Source organism: Novosphingobium sp. TK71 (assembly GCF_055361505.1).
This window is the reverse complement of record NZ_CM143962.1, coordinates 1,318,223-1,333,671: the sequence shown is the minus strand read 5'-3', so window position 1 is coordinate 1,333,671 and position 15,449 is coordinate 1,318,223. Positions and strand designations below refer to the sequence as shown.

Sequence of the window (15,449 nt, the reverse complement as noted above, 5' to 3'; positions counted from 1 at the left end):
TCATTCCGGGGCGAACTCGGAGCGATGCCCTTTCATCCCGGCTTGCACCGGGCGGACTAAGCCGCCATTGAGCGTGCCATGTCCGAAGATACTCCCGTCGATCGCTTCAAGCTGGCCCTGACCGGCGCCTCGCGCGCCATCGCGCACGATGCCGAAGTCGAGGTCAACTGGACTGCCGACGCTCCCAGTTCCACCGGCCAGACCTTCCGCGTGCCCATGCCGGGTCGCTCGATTCCGCGCGGCGCCGCCATGCAGGCGCGCGGTTATGCCGACAGCTTCGCGCTTCGGCTGCGCCATCACAACGACCGGCTGCACATGCGCAACGCCCCGTCCGATCCTTCGGCCCGGGCCTGTTACGATGCGGTGGAGGCCGTGCGTTACGAAGCGCTCGGCGCCAACAGTTACGAAGGGATGCGGGCCAATCTCGACGCTTCGCTGGAGGCGCGGATAGCCAGCGATCCGATTTCGCGCGCGGATAGCCCGGACGGCGTTCCGATCCCGACAGCGCTGGCGCTCCTGCTGCGCGAGCGGCTCACCGGCCAGTCGGTGCCGGAAGCGGCGCAACTTGGCGTGGACATGGTGCGCCGCTGGATCGAATCGAAGGCCGGCGACGATTTCGAGGCTCTGGCCGACTCGATCGAGAACCAGAAGGCTTTCCAGAAGCTCTCGCTCGACATGTTGATGCATCTGGAGATGACCCAGGCCGAGCAGATCGAGCAGCCGCCCGAAGAGTCCGAGGACATGGACGGCGACGAGGAGACTGAGGAAGACGAGACCGGCGACGAAAGCGGGCAGGAACAGCAGCCTGCGGAAATGGCCGCCGAGCCTTCCGGCGGTCAGGACGAAGGCGAGAGCGAGGCCGAGGGCGATAACTCGGAAGACATGGACGACGGCGAGGAAGGCCAGGAAGGCGAGGAGGGCATGTTGCCCGTCCGGCCGAACCGGCCCTGGACCGATATCCCGGACAGCTTCGACTACCAGGTCTTCACCGAAGCCTACGACGAGGTGGTCGTCGCCTCCGAGCTTTGCGACGATGAGGAACTGACGCGCCTGCGCGCCTATCTCGACGCGCAGCTCAAGGGCCTGCAGGGCGTTGTCACGCGTCTTGCGAACCGCCTCCAGCGCCGCCTCATGGCGCAGCAGAACCGCTCGTGGGACTTCGATCAGGAAGAGGGCATGCTCGATGCCGCGCGGCTTGCCCGCGTGGTCGTCTCGCCCGGCCAGTCGCTCTCCTACAAGATCGAGCGCGACGTGGAGTTCAAGGATACCGTCGTCACCCTGCTGCTCGACAATTCCGGCTCGATGCGCGGCCGGCCTATCTCGATCGCGGCGATCAGTGCCGATGTAATGGCACGCACGCTGGAGCGCTGCGGCGTGAAGGTCGAGATTCTCGGCTTCACCACCCGCGCCTGGAAGGGCGGGCAGAGCCGCGAGTCCTGGCTTGCGAGTGGCCGTCCCCAGCACCCGGGCCGCCTCAACGACCTGCGCCATATCATTTACAAGAAGGCGGATGAGCCGTGGCGCCGTGCGCGCAAGAACCTCGGCCTGATGATGCGCGAGGGCCTGCTCAAGGAAAACATCGACGGCGAGGCGCTGCTCTGGGCGCACAACCGCATGCTTGCCCGCCCTGAGGATCGGCGGATCATGATGGTGATCTCCGATGGCGCTCCGGTGGACGATTCGACGCTTTCAGTGAACTCCGCAGGCTATTTGGAGGCGCATTTGCGCCGGGTGATCGAATGGATCGAGGCCAAGAGCCCGGTCCAGCTCGTCGCCATCGGCATCGGCCACGACGTGACGCGATACTACCGGCGCGCGGTGACGATCATGGACGCCGAGCAACTCGGCGGCACGATGATAGAGCAGCTCGCGGGACTATTCGAGGAAGAGTGATCGTTCCCAGAAGCCCGAGGAACCGCCGGGCGCATCGCTGATGGCTTGACTGCGCCCGGCTCCTGCCTAATTGCCCTGCGTCATGACCGAGACGCAAAGCCTGACGCTGTTCAACAGCCTGACCCGCCAGCTGGAGCCGTTCCAGCCCGTCCACGAAGGCGAGGCGCGGGTCTATACGTGCGGGCCGACGGTCTACAACTACCCCCACATCGGCAACATGCGTGCCTATGTCTTTGCAGACATTCTCGGCCGTACCCTGAGCCACAAGGGCTACAGGCTCACTCACGTCATCAACATCACCGATGTCGGCCATCTCACCGACGACGCCGACGCGGGCGAGGACAAGATGGAGAAGATGGCGCGGACCCAGGCCCAGTCCATCTGGGATATCGCAGCGCATTATACGCAGGCCTACTGGGCCGACATCGAGGCGCTGAACATCCGTCAGCCCGCCAAGTGGTCCATCGCGACAGATTACGTTCCGCAGATGATCGAATTTGCCGAAAAGATCGCGCCAAGGCACTGCTATGAACTGGAGAGCGGCCTCTATTTCGACGTTTCCACGGTCTCGGATTACGGCCGCCTCGCGCGTGCCGTGACCGACGAGGGGGAGGGCCGTATCGAGGCCGTCGAGGGCAAGCGAAACGCCGCCGACTTCGCGATCTGGCGCAAGACGCCCGAGGGCGAGAAGCGGCAGATGGAATGGGATTCTCCCTGGGGCAAGGGCGCGCCGGGCTGGCACCTCGAATGCTCGGTGATGTCCGGCGACTTGCTGGGATTCCCGTTCGATATCCATACCGGCGGGATCGATCACCGCGAGATCCATCACCCCAACGAGATCGCGCAGAACCAGGCGTTCTGCTGCAAGCCCGATGATACTTGCGGCCTCGACGTTCCCGCAAATTCGGGCGCCAGGGTGTGGATGCACAACAATTTCCTCGTTGAGCGTTCAGGCAAGATGAGCAAGTCTTCGGGCGAGTTCCTGCGGCTGCAACTGCTGATCGACAAGGGCTACCACCCGCTGGGCTACCGCATGATGTGCCTTCAGGCGCATTACCGGTCGGAGCTCGAATTCTCGTGGGAAGGCCTTGCCGCCGCGTTGGTGCGCCTCAAGCGCATGATCATCGTGGCCGAACGCCTCGGTGAGGTGGAGGCAGGGGACGCCAATCACCCGAAGCTCGCGCCCATGCTCGAAACGTTCGAAAAGGCGATCGGCGAGGATCTCAACACCGCCGTCGCGTTGACGGCGCTGGAAGATGTGCTCGCCGCCAAGAAGGTGGACCCCTCAGCCAAGCGGGCGGCGATAGAAGCGATGGATTCGGTGCTGGGGCTCGATCTGTTCGGGACGGGCCGTGCCGACTTGCGGATCCGTCCAAAGGCTGCGGAAATCACCGAAGCCGAAATCGAAGATGTGCTCGCTCGCCGTAAACAGGCGCGCGCGGAGAAGGACTTTGCGAGTTCCGATGCCCTTCGCGACGAACTGTCGGCGAAGGGTGTCGAGGTGATGGACGGCGATCCGCTCGGCTGGGAATGGAAGCTCGGCTGAGCGCGTGAGCGGGGCGGGACTGCACTTGCGTTAACCGGCGCATTGGGGGGCTTGCCATTCCATCCGGCTGTCCCGATCAAACGATAAGGGCCTCTAATCGGCCATTTATCGGAGTTCGCCATGACCGTCGCCGTGATCAACGCCCAGTCGCGCCCGCTTCTGGAGGGCCGCCTGCCTGATGGCGTGCAGCCGCTCTGGTTCGAAAGCGACAGTCAGCTTCTGGAGCTTGCGTCGCAGGCGCAAGTGGCGTGGCTCGATCCGGTCGCGCCTGCTGTCGCGGCGGAATTCATCGAGGCTGCCGAAAGGTTGGCCTGGTACACGGCTCTTTCTTCGGGCGTGGACTGGCTCCCGCTCCGGGTTCTGAGCGCGCGCGGCATCCGGCTTACCAATGGTTCGGGAATTCATGCCCAGTCCGTCGCCGAATATGCCCTTATGGGCATGCTCACGGTGGCGAAGGGTTGGCGCGAAGTGGTGAGGGCGCAGGACCGGCATGAATGGCTGATGGAACCGCCCGGCAAGCGCGAACTGCTTGGCTCGAAGGTGCTGGTGGTCGGATCGGGAGAGATCGGCGGCCGTATCGGCGAGATGCTACGTGTATTCGGGGCGGAAGTCACCGGGGTCCGGCGCCGGCCGGGGGCGGGCGAGCTGGGCTCCGACGCGTGGCGGGCCGAGCTTGGCCGGTTCGACTGGGTGATTGCCGTGGTCCCTTCCACACCGGAAACCTTGCGCATGTTCGGCGAGGCCGAGTTTGCGGCGATGAAGCCGGGGGCCGTCTTCCTCAATTTCGCGCGCGGAACGGTGATCGAGCAGGATGCCTTGCTTGCTTCCATCGACTCGGGCCATCTGGGCGGAGCGTTCCTCGACGTTACCGAGCCTGAACCGCTTCCCGCAGACCATGCGCTGTGGTCGCGTGCAAATATCCATATATCGATGCATCTCTCCGGCCGCGCGCAGGATGCATTGTTCGAGCGCGGATCGGCGCGTTTTCTCGGCAATCTTCAACACTTCGTTCGCGGTGAGCCGCTCGAACACCTGGTCGATCTGTCGAGCGGCTATTGAAGCGCCGGCATGAGCGCCATTGAATTGTGCGCCACATTTCCCGAGACATGTGCAAACGGTTTGAGGGAAGGTGCACATGGCAGAGAGCGACAAGCGCAAGGCGTCCGATCTATTCATCGAATGTCTTGAGGCGGAAGGCGTCGAATATATCTTCGGCGTTCCGGGCGAGGAGAACCTCGATTTCCTCGATTCGCTCTCACGGTCGCGGAAGATCAAACTGATCCTCACGCGTCACGAGCAGGGCGCGGGCTTCATGGCGGCGACGTACGGCCGCCATACCGGCAAGGCGGGGGTGTGCCTTTCGACCCTCGGCCCGGGGGCAACGAATTTCGTCACCGCTGCCGCCTATGCGACGCTGGGCGGGATGCCGATGCTGATGATTACGGGCCAGAAGCCGATCAAGAAGTCCAAGCAGGGTCGGTTCCAGATCCTCGATGTCGTCTCGATGATGCAGCCGATCACCAAGTATGCGCACCAGATGGCAAGTTCGGACAATATTCCGAGCCGCGTGCGTGAGGCATTCCGCATCGCCGAGGAGGAAAAGCCCGGCGCGACCCATGTCGAACTGCCGGAAGACATTGCCGACGAGTACACCGATTCGCGCCCCATCCTGCGCTCGACGGTGCGCCGGCCAACCGCCGATGTGAAATCGATCGCACAGGCGGTGGCAGCGCTGGAGAAGGCCAAACGGCCGGTGCTGGTGATCGGAGCGGGCGCCAACCGCAAGATGACCAGCAAGATGCTGGGTGAGTTCGTCGAGAAGACCGGCATTCCCTTCCTGACCACCCAACTCGGCAAGGGCGTGATCGACGAGCGCCATCCCCGTTTCCTCGGTTGCGCGGCGCTGTCGTCGGGGGACTTCGTTCACCGTGCGATCGAGGATGCCGACTGCATCGTCAACATCGGCCATGACGTGATCGAGAAGCCGCCGTTCTTCATGCATAATGACGGTACGCGGGATGACCGCGTGGTTATTCACATCTCGACCAAGACCGCCGAGGTTGACCCCGTCTACTTCCCGCATGTCGAGGTGATCGGCGATATTGCCAACGCCATGTGGCAGATCAAGGAAGCGATCACGCCCTCTGCCAGATGGAATTTCGAAGCCATGCTCGGCTATCGCAAGGCCGAGGTCGAGCATACCGACCGACTGGCGGCTGACGAACGCTTTCCGATCTTCCCGCCTCATCTCGTTCAGCAGGTGCGTGAAGCACTGCCTGATGATGCGATCGTCTGTCTCGACAACGGGGTCTACAAGCTCTGGTTCGCTCGTGGTTATTGCGCCTGCAAGCCGAACACCGTGTTGCTGGACAACGCGCTTGCATCGATGGGGGCAGGGCTGCCTTCGGCCATGGCAAGCGCGATGGTCTATCCGAATCGGAAGATTTTCGCCGTCTGCGGCGATGGCGGCTTCATGATGAATAGCCAGGAGATGGAGACGGCGGTGCGGCTTGGTCTCAATCTCACCGTTCTGATCCTGAACGACAACGCTTTCGGAATGATCCGCTGGAAGCAGGCCAACATGGGCTTTGCCGACTTTGGTCTGACCTATGGCAACCCGGACTTCGTGAAGTATGCCGAAAGCTATGGCGCGAACGGCTACCGAGTTGAAAGCGCCGCGCATCTCAAGGAATTGCTGGCTCATTGCCGGGATACGCCCGGTGTCCACCTGATAGATTGCCCGGTCGATTATTCGGAAAACGACCGGATCCTCAATATCGAGATCAAGGACCTTTCGGCAGCGCTTTGATAATATGAAAAAGGCAGGGTTTTACCCCTGCCTTTTTCATTTCAGCCTTTCGGCGATCTCAGAAATCCTCAAGCAGCAGCAGTTCCAGTTCCACCGTCATGCGTGCAGGCGGCCCGGCTTCGTGCGCGACTTCACCGAGCGCTGCATCGGCGACGAGTTGTCGAGGAATGGTGAATTCGTGTTCGGGCAGGGCTTCGATAAGGTTCTCGCCAGCGGTGATGGCGGCATCGCCGGTAAAGGCCAGAGCGATGGTGTGGCGCGAGCCTGAGAATGTGGCACTGCTCCAGGGGCGCTCGGCATGGCGCAGGAATTCCACTTCCGGCCCTGCCAGCTTCAGCACTGCCGATAGCAGCGGAAGCCAGGGACCGCGTGCGGCGCCGCCCATGGCTTCCCGAGCGGATGCGTGCGCCGAGGCCAGCATCGAGCGGTCATGGGCGAGATTAACGTGCATGGGTGCTCTCCAGGTAGTTCGTCATGAATAGTTCGATCCGCGCCGCCGTTCCGGCGCGGGGCGTACGGCCATTGCGGAGATCGCCGACAAATCGCGGATCATGGGCGGCGAGCCGTCCGAATCTGGTCCAGGCCATGTCTGTCAGGCGCAGGAAGCGTTCGATCTGGCGAATAAGCATCGGGATGAGAGGCTCCGTTCGATGGGCTTGCGTTCTCTTTATGTTCCATCTATTTCCTACTTGTCTAGGAAATTTCCTCTTGTTATGGATTACATTATGGAAAGCCCTGAAGTCCGCTCCCGTCTGCTTGAACTGGCCGAGGCTCGCGGTGCTAGCTTGTCCAGTCTTTCACGCATGATCGGCAAAAATCAGAGCTATCTTCAGCAATTTATCAAGAAGGGCAGCCCTCGCAAACTGGAGGAGGAGGACCGTGGCCTGCTGGCGCGGTACTTCGGGGTGGACGAGGCTGAGCTGGGTAAAGCGAAAGAAAAATACGCCGAAGTCGCGGGAAATGTCTCCGGTGGGGATTGGGTGGAAGTTCCGCGCCTTTCAGTGGGCGCCTCCGCCGGGCCCGGCGCTTTGCCGGATGGCGAGGATGTATTCGGGGCGATTCGGTTTTCGTCCCGATGGTTGCGATCGATGGGGCTGCGCCCGGACATGCTTTCCGCAATCGCGGTCAGCGGCGATTCGATGGAGCCGACCTTGCGTGACGGAGACGAGATTCTCGTGGACCGTGACTGGCGGCCGCTGCGTGACGGTATCCACGTCGTTCGTCTGGATGATTCCGTATTGGTGAAGCGCCTGGCTGCGGGGCGAGGCGGACGTATCACCTTGTTGAGCGACAATTCCGCCTATCGCCCGCTCGAATGTGGGCTTGAGGATATCCAGGTGATCGGCCGCGTCGTGTGGAAGGGCGGGCGCATCTAGCGGCTGTCGGTGACGGTTGCATTGGCCGGGGCTTACGGCCATTTCCGCAGGCATGACCGATATTCAGGAGCAGCCGATGCGCGTCGGCATCATTCCCGTTACCCCGCTTCAGCAGAATTGTTCGCTGATCTGGTGCACGAAGACCATGCGCGGCGCATTCGTGGATCCCGGCGGTGACCTGCCCAAGCTGCGGCAGGCGTTGGAGAAAACGGGGGTTACTCTGGAAAAGATCCTCGTGACTCATGGTCATCTGGACCATTGCGGCATGGCCGGCATCTTCGCCAGGGAGATGGGCGTGCCGATCGAGGGGCCGCACGAAGAAGACCGATTCTGGATCGCCCAGCTCAATGATGATGGCCCTCGCTGGAACATGGAGGCGCAGACTTTCGAGCCGAATCGATGGCTCGAGGATGGCGATAAGGTAACGGTGGGAGACCTTGAGCTCGATGTCGTCCATTGCCCGGGGCATACGCCGGGCCATGTCGTCTTCCATCATGAGCCCAGCAAGTTCGCCATGGTGGGGGACGTGCTGTTCCAAGGCGGAATTGGCCGCTGGGACTTCCCGCGGGGCAATCTGGAGGATCTCGTCGATTCGATAACCCGGAAGCTCTGGCCGCTGGGTGACGATGTCACGTTCGTTCCCGGTCACGGCCCGATCAGCACGTTCGGGGATGAGCGGCGGACGAATCCCTATGTCGGGGATGTTGCGCTGGAGCGGGGGCTTCCGGGCTGAAGCGGCCGGGCTTTGGTACTCTTGAGAGGGGCGGCGTCGATGCGCCGCCCCTTTTTGATTCTCAGAACCGTCCCAGCGCGATCAGCAGCGCCATGACCGACAGCCCGAGCAGCGTCAGCACTGTAATGATAACGCCGCCTGCCCGCAGCAGGTTGGGCTTGCCGATGTCCATTCCAAGAGCGTGTGCCACACGGCCCAGCATGAAGATCGAGCCGGCGATCGCCAGCCAGGGGCCGGCCTTGCCCGTCATCTCGATCGCGGCGACGAGGATCAGCAGGAAGGGAGTGCTTTCCACGAAATTCAGCTGCGCGCGCATGCGGCGGCCCAGGCGTTCGTGACCGCCGTCGCCGAAGAGCACCTTTTCGCGCATGCGCAATTGTCCGATCCGCACTATATGCCAGAAGGTGATGACACCGGCGGCGGCCGCAAGGCACAGTGTGGTCTGCAGAATCATTGGTGCAATTTCCTCTTTGTCGATTTCGCGTTCATGCGGCGGGGCGGAACGGGTTGCAACTCGTGTGAAATCGGTTATAGGCGCGCCTTCGCAAGCCGCCGGTCCGCGAACACGGTTTCCGGCGGCCTTTTTGACATTCAATTCCAGGAACAGGTGCCGAAATGGCTGTCCCTAAAAGAAAAACGTCCCCGTCTCGCCGGGGCATGCGCCGCAGCCACGATGCTCTGCAGGTTGAAGCGTTCCACGAATGCCCCAACTGCGGTGAGCTGAAGCGCCCGCACAACCTCTGCAACGCTTGCGGCCACTACAATGGTCGTGAAATCGTCGCGGTCGAAGTCTAAGATTACGACGATTCCCGGAGAGTGCCCATGAGTCTGCCGCGTATCGCGATCGATGCGATGGGCGGCGACGAGGGCGTGCGCGTCATGATTGAGGGCGCTGCGCTCGCGCGCCGTCGTCATGATCGTTTCAAGTTCCTGCTGGTCGGTGATGAGCCGCGGATCAAGGTCGCGCTCGAAAATCATCCGAATCTCAGGGCTTCTTCCGAGATTCTGCATACCGAAGGCGTTATCAGCGGTGAGGATAAGCCCAGTCAGGCCTTGCGCCGGGCCAAGGGCACCTCGATGGGACGCGCGATCGAGGCGGTGAAGGCGGGTGACGCCGGAGCCGCCGTCAGCGCCGGCAACACCGGCGCGCTGATGGCGATTTCCAAGCTGACCTTGCGGACCATGCCCGGAATCGATCGCCCGGCGCTTGCAGCCCTGCTGCCGACGCTTGGGGACAACGATCTTGTCATGCTCGATCTCGGCGCCAATGCCGAGTGCGATGCCCGCAACCTCGTGCAGTTCGCGATCATGGGCGCTGCCTATGCCCGCGTCGCCACGGGGCGCGAGCAGCCGCGCGTGCGTCTTCTGAACATCGGTTCGGAAGAAACCAAGGGCACTGACATGCTGCGCGAAGCGGCGGCGACCCTCAAGAAAGCGGCTGGCGACCTGTCGATGTCTTTCGACGGGTTCACCGAGGCAGACAAGCTCGGCAGCGGTTCGATGGATGTCGTCGTAACCGACGGATTCTCGGGCAACATTGCCCTGAAGGCGGTCGAGGGTACGGCGCGATTCGTGGCGGACCTGCTGCGGCGCGGATTTACCAGTTCGCTCCGTTCCAAGATCGGTTTCCTGATCTCGAAGCCTGCTACCGAGCTGCTCAAGCACCATCTCGATCCCAATAACCATAATGGCGCGGTCTTCCTGGGCCTCAACGGTATTGTCGTGAAGAGCCATGGCGGCGCAAACGCCGCAGGCGTCGCAAATGCCGTGGCGGTTACCGCGCGGCTCCTGGAGGAAAACGTGACTGAGCGGATATCCGCCGACCTTGCCCGCGTGGGCGGAGCGTCCCTGCGCAAGTCGCGTGTCCAGGAAGAGAGTGCCTGATGATTCGTTCGGTTCTGGTCGGTACGGGTTCCGCCCTGCCGCGCCGCTCGGTCAGCAACGCGGAACTTGCCGAACAGGTTGATACGAGCGACGAGTGGATCGTCGAGCGTACCGGCATTTCCAACCGGCACATCGCCGCGCCCGACGAGACCACGTCGAGCCTGGCAACGGATGCCGCACGCAAGGCGATTGAGGCTGCCGGGATCGATGCCTCCTCGATCGACCTGATCGTGCTTGCCACGGCAACGCCCGACCAGACTTTTCCGGCAACGGCTACCATCGTTCAAAGTAACCTTGGCTGCCGGGGCGGAATCGCTTTTGACGTGGCAGCGGTGTGCTCTGGATTCCTTTACGCCGTGGGCGTTGCCGATTCGATGTTGCGCTCCGGCATGGCCAAGCGTGCGCTGGTAATCGGTTCGGAAACGTTCAGCCGCATCCTCGATTGGGAAGATCGCACCACTTGTGTCCTGTTCGGAGATGGTGCGGGAGCAATCATCCTCGAAGCGCAGGAGCAGGACGGTGATGCGCCGCGCGGCGTTCTTGCCACGCGTCTTCATGCTGACGGTGCGCATAACCAGCTCCTTTATGTCGACGGCGGTCCATCAACCACGGGGACGGTCGGCAAGCTGCGCATGAAAGGCCGCGAGGTCTTTCGCCATGCCGTGGTCAATCTGGCTGAGGTCCTTAACGAAGTCCTTGAAGAAGCTGGTCTTTCTTCAAACGATATCGATTGGCTCGTGCCCCATCAGGCCAATGCGCGCATTCTGGAAGCCACTGCCAGGAAGCTTGATCTTCCACGTGAGAAGGTCGTCATGACGGTGGGGCAGCATGCCAATACCTCGGCAGCTTCGGTGCCGTTGGCGCTGGATCAGGCGGTTCGCGACGGACGAATTGTCCAGGGCGACCTGGTCGTTCTGGAGGCGATGGGCGGCGGTTTCACCTGGGGCGCCAGCCTGATCCGGATGTGAATTTGCTCCGGTATGGGGGAGTGCCCGCAATTGCTGCGTGCGGCATTGCTTTTCCCGCATTTTTTCATATTATCTTCGTGGGGGTTTGTCGCACGGAGGGGATGCGGGACTGATGCGTTCCACGGACACACTGACGAGGGCGGAGATCGCTGAAGCCATCCACAGGAAGCTCGGACTGTCCAGGTCCGAGTCGCTTGCGATGGTCGAAGCGATATTGCAACACATGTCGGAGGCCCTCGCCGAGGGCGAAAACGTTAAGATTTCCGGGTTCGGAACGTTCCTCTTGCGCGATAAGGGCGAGCGGATCGGACGTAATCCGAAAACCGGGGTCGAAGTGCCTATCACGCCGCGCCGGGTCATGACTTTCCGGGCAAGCCAGATGCTGAAGGACCGCATTACTGGCTGATTGCGGCCAGGAATGCGGAGATTTTAGCCATGGCAGCAAGTGAAGCGGGCGGCGAAACCGGTTCCGGATTCGACCCTTTTGGCTTTGACGATGGCAAGGCGCCTGATGCGCTGCGCACGATCGGCGAGGTGACCAAGGCGTTGGGCATCCGGCAACATGTCCTGCGCTACTGGGAAGAGCAGTTTCCGTCGCTTCAACCCATCAAGCGTAGCGGCAATCGTCGCTATTATCGGCGCGAGGATGTCGTGCTGATCGCGGCGATCGACCGGCTGGTCAATCGTGAGGGTTATACCTTGCGCGGCGCCCGGATGGCGCTTGAAGAGCAGCCGGCCACAGGCTTGGCCACGGCCTCGATTTCGGTCGGGGTCGACCCTTCCACGAATCCGAAGCCTGTAGAAGCTATCGACGCTTTCGAAAACGCGCTGCAGCAAATTCGCGAGCGATTGGCCCAGGCCCTCGTCGAGGTGTGAGGCGGGCTTGCCCGCTATTCAGAATTGAATGTCCGGTCCCAGTTCGGGGTCTAGATCCCGGGGACGGGTCAGATGGGCGAGGCGCCCGATTCCTTCGCGGATCTGGCCCCAGGAATCGATGTCCAGTTCCAACACCGCATATGCAGCGGTGGGAAACTTTTCTTCGACCACATCGCGCATCGGACTGCTGCCGTCATCCGGCACGAGGTCGAAGATCAGATCTTCCAGTCCGGGGTTGTGGCCAACGAGCATGATCGAACGCGGGTCACCCGTCTGTTCGCGCAGCAAGTCTATCAGCGTTGCCGAACTTGCAAGGTAGATGCGGCGGTCCCAGGTGATGGGCGGCATCTCGCCTGCAGCTTCGCCTGCGAGTTCGATCGTCTGCGTGACGCGGACGGCAGGCGATGCGAGGACGCGCTTCCAGCCTATCGCATGATCCCGGATGTGCAGTCCCATCAAGGCAGCGCCCTTTCGCCCGCGCTTGTTGAGCGGGCGATCGAAATCCCGCAGGCGGGCGTCGTGCCAGTCGGACTTGGCATGTCTGAAGATTCCGAGAGTTTTCATCGAGTAGTTCGGTTCACACTAGTTCGGGGTCAAACGGAAGGTCGGGCCGCATCGCTCTGCTTTTCGCTTTCTCCTGAAACATTCCAGGCGACGCGATGCAAGGCTTCCTCCAGCGAAATTCGAAGCACCGGCGTTCCTTCAGGGAAAGCGCTCAGCAATCGCGAGGGGAAGGCAGAGGAGAGGACGACGAAATGCCCGCGATCGCCGCGACTGCGGATCAGGCGTCCAAAAGCCTGCGCCAGTTTTGCGCGGATCAGACTGTCATCATAGGCGGAGCCGCCGCCGGCAACGCGCCGGGCACGGTGCAGGATGGTGGGGCGCGGCCAGGGCACTTGCTCCATCACCACCAGTCGCAGCGATTCGCCCGGCACGTCCACGCCGTCGCGCAAGGCATCGGTGCCAAGCAGGGATGCGGCCGGATCGTCGCGGAAGATATCCACCAGCGTGCCGGTGTCGATGGGGTCGACGTGTTGCGCATAGAGAGGCAGGCCCGCGCGGGCGAGCCGGTCGGCAATGCGGCCATGGACGGCGCGTAAACGGCGAATGGCCGTGAACAGGCCGAGCGCGCCTCCACCTGCCGCTTCGATCAGCCGCGCGTATGCGCCGGCGAGCGCGGGAATATCGCCGCGAGGCACATCGTTGACGATGAGGACTTCGGCCTGTGCAGCATAGTCGAAGGGGCTGAGATGTTCCGAAAGCTTCGGGGCAACTTCGATATGACGGACGCCCGAGCGCGCGATGGCCTTATCCCAGTTCTCGCCGTCACGCAGGGTTGCCGAGGTCATCACGACGCCGTGTGCCGGTTCGAGAACGACGCTGGCGAAAGGCTTCATCGGATCGAGCCAATGACGGTGGATGCCGACATCGTATTCGCGCGCTTCCGAACGATCGAGTGCCAGCCAGTCCACGAATTCGGGATCGGCGGGGCCGGCGAGTCTGCCGAGCATCGCTTCCCAGGCCAGAAGGATATCCACACGCCAGCCGAGCGATTGCCGGGCTCCTTCGATGCGCGCTCGGCCGGGACCATCAAGCCAGTCGGGCCCATCTTCCATCAGCGCTTCCAGCCTGAGGCCGAGACGGACGAGAGGTTGACGCAGTTCGCCCAGGGCCTCGCGCGCGGCTTCCGCGATCTCGACGAAGGCGCCGTCCAGTCCGGCCGCCTCGGTTTCGAGTCCGTAGCCGGCTTCCTGTCCGCCGCTCTCGTCGCGGGCGTAGACGGTTGCGCGCACGGCAGCGAGCAGTTCTTCGATCGGGCCGGAGGGCGCGCCTTCGGTGAGGCGCTGCATCCAGCCATCGCCGGGAAGCGCTTCGGCCGCGGCGCGGGCGGCGTTGATCGCCTTTGCGCCAGCTTCGTCATAGCTGGCGACATCGGCGAGCCGGGCGGAGAGGCCGCGCCGTCGTCCCCGCGAGGCTTTTTCCGGCCCGATTACCCAGCGGCGAAGTTCGATCGCCTCGGCGCCGGTGAGCGCGGCGGCGAAAGTGGAATCGGCGGCGTCGAAGACATGATGGCCTTCGTCGAAGACGATCCGGGTCGGCCGGGCAGCGTGGTCGCGGCCGCGCGCGGCGTTGATCATGACGAGTGCATGATTGCCGATCACGAGGTCGGCCCCGGCGCTGGCCCGTGCGGCACGCTCGATGAAGCACTTCCGGTAGTGCGGGCAGCCGGCATAGACGCATTCGCCGCGCCGGTCGGTGAGGGCTGTGATGCCGCGTTGACGGAACAGGGTACCGAGCCAGCCCGGCAGGTCTCCGCCGATCATGTCGCCGTCCTGTGTATAGGCGGCCCAGCGCGCGACGAGTTGCGCCATGATTGCCGCGCGCCCGGCGAAGCCGCCCTGCAGGGCATCCTCGAGATTGAGCAGGCAGAGATAGTTCTCACGGCCCTTGCGAACGACGACGGGCTGGCTGCCGTCCGCGCGCCGTTCCGGCCATGCGCGGCGGCTCTCCTTGCGGAGCTGGCGTTGCAGTGCCTTGGTGTACGTGGAAACCCAAGTGGTGCCGCCGGACAATTCGCTCCATAGCGAAGAGGGGGCCAGATAGCCGAGCGTCTTGCCGATTCCGGTACCTGCCTGCGCGAGCAGGACGTGCGGGCGTCCGGAGGATTGGCGCGGGGCAAATGCAGCCGCGGCTTCTGCGGCATAGGCCTGCTGGGTGGGGCGCTGCTCCGCGCCGCTGCCCGTCAGCCGCGCAAGGCGTTGAAGTACTTCATCTTTTTCCAGCGTAATCTGCCGGGGTTGTGGAAGTTCGGGGCTTTCTTCCCATTCGGGCAGGCGCGTGAACAGCCAGCGTTCGGCGCGTTCGGGACGAGCGATGCGCGATTCCAGCAGATTCGACCATGGCCAGCGCATGCGGACGAGCGATTGTAGCGACGTCCATGCCCCTTCCCGTTCGGGCCAGGTCGGGCTTTCGCAAATGGCGAGCAGGGCGCCGGCGGCTTCCTGAAGCAGGCGCGGGACGTCGGCATCGTCTTTCGGGATTTCGAGATCGAGCGCCTGGCCGAGACCCTTGGGCGTCGGCACGACGAAACGCGCAGGATGCACGAAGGCGTAGAGTTCGAGCAGGTCGAGGCCGGACAGGTCGGGATAGCCCAGTCGCGTGGCGACCAGGGGAGCGTTGAGGATCAGCAGCGGCGTGTCTGCCGCCGCCATCACCGATTCGCCCTTCGAGACAGGCCGGGTGTTGCCGGATCCGTCGCGAAGCCACGAGCCGCCGTGGCTGGCATGGAGTGCGGGAAGGGGCAGGGCGGCCATGCCGCTCGTCTTAGGCAAGCTGCGGACAAAAGGGAAACCTTGCGAAGCCG

At 63.0% G+C, this 15,449-nt stretch carries 16 protein-coding genes; 11 read left to right on the top strand and 5 right to left on the bottom strand.

Features of this window, described 5'->3' with window-relative positions; all coding sequences use genetic code 11:
- Window positions 1-78: 78 nt before the first annotated feature.
- The 4 genes from cobT (at window position 79) to ACXJ16_RS06070 (ending at window position 6,248) form a co-directional block, all read left to right on the top strand.
- Window positions 79-1,893: a cobaltochelatase subunit CobT gene (cobT, locus tag ACXJ16_RS06085; RefSeq protein ID WP_054441624.1), complete on the top strand. Its 1,815-nt coding sequence runs from the start codon at window positions 79-81 to the stop codon at window positions 1,891-1,893.
- Between the two features lie 82 nt (window positions 1,894-1,975).
- Entirely contained in the window at window positions 1,976-3,439 is a 1,464-nt protein-coding gene (cysS, locus tag ACXJ16_RS06080) for a cysteine--tRNA ligase (protein WP_185997511.1), read from the top strand.
- A 120-nt stretch (window positions 3,440-3,559) separates the two neighbouring features.
- Window positions 3,560-4,498 (top strand): D-2-hydroxyacid dehydrogenase, encoded by a 939-nt coding sequence (locus ACXJ16_RS06075; protein ID WP_463921599.1) that lies wholly within the window; start codon window positions 3,560-3,562, stop codon window positions 4,496-4,498.
- Between the two features lie 76 nt (window positions 4,499-4,574).
- Entirely contained in the window at window positions 4,575-6,248 is a 1,674-nt protein-coding gene (locus ACXJ16_RS06070) for an acetolactate synthase large subunit (RefSeq protein ID WP_324694858.1), read from the top strand.
- Window positions 6,249-6,306: 58 nt separating this feature from the next.
- Here the strand turns inward: ACXJ16_RS06070 and ACXJ16_RS06065 are convergent, their stop codons facing one another.
- Both ACXJ16_RS06065 and ACXJ16_RS06060 read right to left on the bottom strand, forming a co-directional pair.
- A complete protein-coding gene (locus ACXJ16_RS06065; protein ID WP_292636672.1) occupies window positions 6,307-6,699 on the bottom strand; it encodes a hypothetical protein in 393 nt (130 codons plus the stop codon).
- Window positions 6,689-6,877 (bottom strand): hypothetical protein, encoded by a 189-nt coding sequence (locus ACXJ16_RS06060; RefSeq protein WP_054441636.1) that lies wholly within the window; start codon window positions 6,875-6,877, stop codon window positions 6,689-6,691. The genes ACXJ16_RS06065 and ACXJ16_RS06060 overlap by 11 nt, the downstream gene beginning before the upstream one ends.
- An 84-nt stretch (window positions 6,878-6,961) precedes the next feature.
- Here ACXJ16_RS06060 and ACXJ16_RS06055 point away from each other — a divergent pair, with 84 nt between their 5' ends.
- Both ACXJ16_RS06055 and ACXJ16_RS06050 read left to right on the top strand, forming a co-directional pair.
- Window positions 6,962-7,624, top strand: a complete 663-nt coding sequence (locus ACXJ16_RS06055) for a LexA family transcriptional regulator (RefSeq protein WP_324694860.1) — start codon at window positions 6,962-6,964, stop codon at window positions 7,622-7,624.
- A gap of 52 nt (window positions 7,625-7,676) precedes the next feature.
- Entirely contained in the window at window positions 7,677-8,357 is a 681-nt protein-coding gene (locus ACXJ16_RS06050; RefSeq protein WP_463921598.1) for an MBL fold metallo-hydrolase, read from the top strand.
- A gap of 61 nt (window positions 8,358-8,418) precedes the next feature.
- On the opposite strand, the gene ACXJ16_RS06045 is transcribed toward ACXJ16_RS06050, so the two are convergent.
- Complete coding sequence (locus ACXJ16_RS06045; protein ID WP_185997507.1) at window positions 8,419-8,811, bottom strand: MAPEG family protein; 393 nt, start codon at window positions 8,809-8,811, stop codon at window positions 8,419-8,421.
- Window positions 8,812-8,972: 161 nt separating this feature from the next.
- On the opposite strand from ACXJ16_RS06045, the gene rpmF reads away from it, so the two are divergent.
- From rpmF to ACXJ16_RS06020, 5 genes are all read left to right on the top strand, one after another.
- Window positions 8,973-9,152, top strand: a complete 180-nt coding sequence (gene rpmF, locus ACXJ16_RS06040; RefSeq protein ID WP_082370565.1) for a 50S ribosomal protein L32 — start codon at window positions 8,973-8,975, stop codon at window positions 9,150-9,152.
- A gap of 27 nt (window positions 9,153-9,179) precedes the next feature.
- Window positions 9,180-10,241, top strand: coding sequence for a phosphate acyltransferase PlsX (plsX, locus tag ACXJ16_RS06035; RefSeq protein ID WP_463921597.1), 1,062 nt, complete (start codon window positions 9,180-9,182; stop codon window positions 10,239-10,241).
- Complete coding sequence (locus ACXJ16_RS06030; RefSeq protein ID WP_054441642.1) at window positions 10,241-11,209, top strand: beta-ketoacyl-ACP synthase III; 969 nt, start codon at window positions 10,241-10,243, stop codon at window positions 11,207-11,209. The genes plsX and ACXJ16_RS06030 overlap by 1 nt, the downstream gene beginning before the upstream one ends.
- Before the next feature lie 112 nt (window positions 11,210-11,321).
- Window positions 11,322-11,615, top strand: coding sequence for an integration host factor subunit alpha (locus tag ACXJ16_RS06025; protein ID WP_054441643.1), 294 nt, complete (start codon window positions 11,322-11,324; stop codon window positions 11,613-11,615).
- A 29-nt stretch (window positions 11,616-11,644) separates the two neighbouring features.
- Window positions 11,645-12,085 carry a MerR family transcriptional regulator gene (locus tag ACXJ16_RS06020; protein ID WP_185997505.1) on the top strand — a complete coding sequence of 147 codons (441 nt, stop codon included), beginning with the start codon at window positions 11,645-11,647 and terminating at the stop codon, window positions 12,083-12,085.
- A gap of 18 nt (window positions 12,086-12,103) precedes the next feature.
- On the opposite strand, the gene ACXJ16_RS06015 is transcribed toward ACXJ16_RS06020, so the two are convergent.
- Together ACXJ16_RS06015 and ACXJ16_RS06010 are read right to left on the bottom strand one after the other, a co-directional pair.
- Window positions 12,104-12,649, bottom strand: coding sequence for a SixA phosphatase family protein (locus ACXJ16_RS06015; protein ID WP_454797098.1), 546 nt, complete (start codon window positions 12,647-12,649; stop codon window positions 12,104-12,106).
- Window positions 12,650-12,678: 29 nt separating this feature from the next.
- Window positions 12,679-15,399 (bottom strand): ATP-dependent DNA helicase, encoded by a 2,721-nt coding sequence (locus tag ACXJ16_RS06010; protein WP_324694873.1) that lies wholly within the window; start codon window positions 15,397-15,399, stop codon window positions 12,679-12,681.
- Between the last annotated feature and the right edge of the window lie 50 nt (window positions 15,400-15,449).

Coding starts and splice junctions, on each gene's coding strand:
- cobT (WP_054441624.1), top strand. CDS start 79: ATGTCCGAAGATACTCCCGTCGATCGCTTCAAGCTGGCCCTGACCGGC.
- cysS (WP_185997511.1), top strand. CDS start 1,976: ATGACCGAGACGCAAAGCCTGACGCTGTTCAACAGCCTGACCCGCCAG.
- ACXJ16_RS06075 (WP_463921599.1), top strand. CDS start 3,560: ATGACCGTCGCCGTGATCAACGCCCAGTCGCGCCCGCTTCTGGAGGGC.
- ACXJ16_RS06070 (WP_324694858.1), top strand. CDS start 4,575: ATGGCAGAGAGCGACAAGCGCAAGGCGTCCGATCTATTCATCGAATGT.
- ACXJ16_RS06065 (WP_292636672.1), bottom strand. CDS start 6,699: ATGCACGTTAATCTCGCCCATGACCGCTCGATGCTGGCCTCGGCGCAC.
- ACXJ16_RS06060 (WP_054441636.1), bottom strand. CDS start 6,877: ATGCTTATTCGCCAGATCGAACGCTTCCTGCGCCTGACAGACATGGCC.
- ACXJ16_RS06055 (WP_324694860.1), top strand. CDS start 6,962: ATGGATTACATTATGGAAAGCCCTGAAGTCCGCTCCCGTCTGCTTGAA.
- ACXJ16_RS06050 (WP_463921598.1), top strand. CDS start 7,677: ATGACCGATATTCAGGAGCAGCCGATGCGCGTCGGCATCATTCCCGTT.
- ACXJ16_RS06045 (WP_185997507.1), bottom strand. CDS start 8,811: ATGATTCTGCAGACCACACTGTGCCTTGCGGCCGCCGCCGGTGTCATC.
- rpmF (WP_082370565.1), top strand. CDS start 8,973: ATGGCTGTCCCTAAAAGAAAAACGTCCCCGTCTCGCCGGGGCATGCGC.
- plsX (WP_463921597.1), top strand. CDS start 9,180: ATGAGTCTGCCGCGTATCGCGATCGATGCGATGGGCGGCGACGAGGGC.
- ACXJ16_RS06030 (WP_054441642.1), top strand. CDS start 10,241: ATGATTCGTTCGGTTCTGGTCGGTACGGGTTCCGCCCTGCCGCGCCGC.
- ACXJ16_RS06025 (WP_054441643.1), top strand. CDS start 11,322: ATGCGTTCCACGGACACACTGACGAGGGCGGAGATCGCTGAAGCCATC.
- ACXJ16_RS06020 (WP_185997505.1), top strand. CDS start 11,645: ATGGCAGCAAGTGAAGCGGGCGGCGAAACCGGTTCCGGATTCGACCCT.
- ACXJ16_RS06015 (WP_454797098.1), bottom strand. CDS start 12,649: ATGAAAACTCTCGGAATCTTCAGACATGCCAAGTCCGACTGGCACGAC.
- ACXJ16_RS06010 (WP_324694873.1), bottom strand. CDS start 15,399: ATGGCCGCCCTGCCCCTTCCCGCACTCCATGCCAGCCACGGCGGCTCG.